The organism is Streptomyces sp. OfavH-34-F (assembly GCF_022347745.1).
Taxonomy (GTDB): domain Bacteria; phylum Actinomycetota; class Actinomycetes; order Streptomycetales; family Streptomycetaceae; genus Streptomyces.
Genome location: NZ_JAKRGC010000517.1, coordinates 1 through 2721 on the forward strand (window position 1 = coordinate 1; position 2721 = coordinate 2721).

Consider the following 2721-nt stretch of genomic DNA (forward strand, 5'->3'; position numbering starts at 1 on the left):
CCCCGCCACCAGCGAACCGCCCGCCGCGGCCAGCCGTTCGGTCAGCCCCTTCAGCCCCGTGCCGCCGATGCCCGGTGCCGGCGCGGGCCCGGGCGGCCGGCCCCGCCCGTCGTCGGCCACCGTGAGCCGGACCCGCTCGCCGGACCCGTCGACCGTGAACACGCAGCGCGTCGCCGTCGAGTGGCGGACGACATTGGTGACGGCCTCCCGCACCACCCACCCCAGCAGCGCCTCGGTCTGTGGGGCGAGCGGCAACCCGGAGCGCCGGACGACCGGTTCGACACCGGCGGCGGTCAGCGCGGACCCGGCCCGGTCCAGCTCGGTGGCCAGGCTGCCCTCGCGGTAGCCGGTGACCGCCTCGCGGATCTCGGTGAGCGCCTGGCGGCCCACCGACTCGATGTCGGCGACCTGGGAGAGCGCCGCGTCCAGGTCGCGCGGGGCGAGCCTGCGGGCGGCCTCCGACTTCACCACGACGACCGAGAGCGTGTGGCCCAGCAGGTCGTGCAGATCCCGGGAGAAGCGCAGTCGCTCCCGCTCCACCGCGGCGCGCGCCAACTCCTGCCGGGTGGCGCGCAGTTCCGTCACCGTCTCCGCCAGCCGCAGGATCGCCGACGTCACGGCCCCGGAGATGAACGTCCCGTACCCCAGCGTCCACGGCGGGGACGCGCTGTCCCCGCGCCACACCGCGATCGCGCACGCCGCCGCCGCGAGCCCCAGCAGCCCGGCCACCAGCAGACGGTGGCGCAGGACGGTGCCGGCGGCCAGCGACAGCAGCGGGAAGAACAGCAGCCAGCTGTCGCCGTAGCCGATCGCCAGCGCGAACGTGAGCGCCGCCAGCGAGCCGAGCAGCACATACGTCACCGGGCTCTCGCGCTTCTCCTTCACGAAGCCCCGGAAGACCACCGAGACGTACAGCGAGGCGAAGGCCACCAGGCCCGGACCGCCGAGCCACGGAAGGGGGGTCTCGCCCCGGATGAGTTCGGAGAAGGCGCCCAGACCCATCAGCAGCCAGGGCAGCAGCGCGTAGGGCGTCGGCGGTCCGGGCCTGCGGCGCTCCCCGCGTATTCGCCGGCGCTCCTCGCGCGGGGGTCTTCCGTTCCGTGGCATCTCGGCTCCCGTCACACGGTCCTGACGGACCGACGGTACGAGATCACCGCGTACGCCCAGAACAGCGGGAGCCACCCGGAAGGCCGTGCGGCCGTCCGGGTGGCTCCCGCTGTACTTCCCCGCGCGGCGGTCAGGCCGCCGCCGCGCCGCCTTCCTGCGCGGGACGGCGGTGGCGACCGGCCGGCCGGTCCGCCGACTCCTCCGTCGCCACGCCTCCCCGGTGCTTTCCGGAGCCGCCGGCCGCCGCGAGCGGCGGGTATGTCGGGGTCGTGTCGGTGTGCGCCTCGGACATGTGGGATTCACCCCGTTGTGATCGCGTGCGTGTGTGTCGACCGGAGCGTCACGCCACCGTCGTCCGGGACGGCCGCGGTCGGTGACCGCGGCGCACGGTTACGTGAGCCCGGGCCCCGGCTCGGGGCTCGGGCGCCCCACGAGGGGCGCCTGCCCCAAGGGAACCGGGGTACACGCGGGAAGAGGAACCGGCGCGCCGGAAGGTTGCCTCTCACTTTCGCGGCCCTCCGGTTCCGTCTCTTCCGGCATGCCGAGGAGCGCCACCGCGCAGCCCGTCCCGCCCTCCGCGTACGGCAGTTTCAGCACCCCGTCCGGCGACCACACCCCGCTGCCGCCCAGCCAGCCCGCGGGCGCCGCGACCTGGTGCAGCCGGCGGCCGGACGGACGCCACAGGCCGATCCAGGTGCCCTCCGCGCCGTCGATCCGCAGCGCGACGGCGCAGCTCTCCGGCATCAGCGACTGCCCCGGCTGCACGGCGAACGGCGTCACCGCGCACTCCGGCAGCCGCAGGCACTCCGGGAAACGGACCGGCAGGCTGCTGCCGAGCACCCCCCAGCCGAGCCGGTCCTGCCCGGGCGCGTCCGAGCGGATCAGCAGCAGGCCGCTGTCCGGGTCGGCGAGCAGCAGCCGGTCGTCGCTCTCCGGCGCGATCTGGAGCAGCGGCGTCATTCCGGCGCCCCGTTCCAGGTCCACGGCGACCGTCTTCACCGGGCCGCCGCCCGCCGGCTCCCGGTCCAGGGCGAGCAGCCGGCCGGCCCGGTCCAGCCAGACCCCGCCGGAGCAGCGGCCCGGCAGATCCACCAGGTGCTCGGGGCCGCCCGGCCCGCCCGCCACCCGCCACAGCCCCGTGGAGTACGCACCGGCCGACAGGGCGTAGGCGCTCACCCCGTCCGGGGACGGCGGCAACAGGGTCAGCGCGTCCCGTTCGACGGCTCCGAGCAGCACCTCGCCCGTACCGGGGCCGGTCGGGTAGAGCAGCGAGAAGGTGTGGCGCTCGGCGACCCGGCGCCGGACCAGCACCCGCCCGTCGGCGAGCGGCAGCACCTGGGCCTCCGCCTCCTCCGGCTGGCCGGTGGGCAGCGGCACGGCATACGGCTCGGGCCCGTCGAGCGTCCACCGCTCGACGAACCGGGCACCCTCGCCCCCTTCCGTGGCGGCGACGGCCAGCCGGGCCCCGTAGGCCCCGTTCCCGGCGAGCACGAACGGGGGCAGGACCGTTTCGGCGGGGCGGACGGCAGGGCGTGCGGCGGGGCGGGTGGGGGCGGCGCGGTCGGCGGCCGGGCGGACCCGGACGGCGAGGGCCGGGGCCTCCGGCACGGCGCC

3 protein-coding genes are annotated in these 2721 nt (G+C 76.6%); all 3 read right to left on the reverse strand.

All coding sequences use genetic code 11. The annotated features are described in order from the left end of the window. The coding region (locus MHW47_RS34225; RefSeq protein WP_239227738.1) for a sensor histidine kinase at window positions 1–1107 on the reverse strand (1107 nt) is incomplete at its 3' end. Between the two features lie 130 nt (window positions 1108–1237). Further along, window positions 1238–1399: a hypothetical protein gene (locus MHW47_RS34230; RefSeq protein WP_239227739.1), complete on the reverse strand. Its 162-nt coding sequence runs from the start codon at window positions 1397–1399 to the stop codon at window positions 1238–1240. Between the two features lie 98 nt (window positions 1400–1497). Then, window positions 1498–2715: a hypothetical protein gene (locus MHW47_RS34235; RefSeq protein ID WP_374230192.1), complete on the reverse strand. Its 1218-nt coding sequence runs from the start codon at window positions 2713–2715 to the stop codon at window positions 1498–1500. Between the last annotated feature and the right edge of the window lie 6 nt (window positions 2716–2721).

Coding starts and splice junctions, on each gene's coding strand:
- MHW47_RS34230 (WP_239227739.1), bottom strand. CDS start 1,399: ATGTCCGAGGCGCACACCGACACGACCCCGACATACCCGCCGCTCGCG.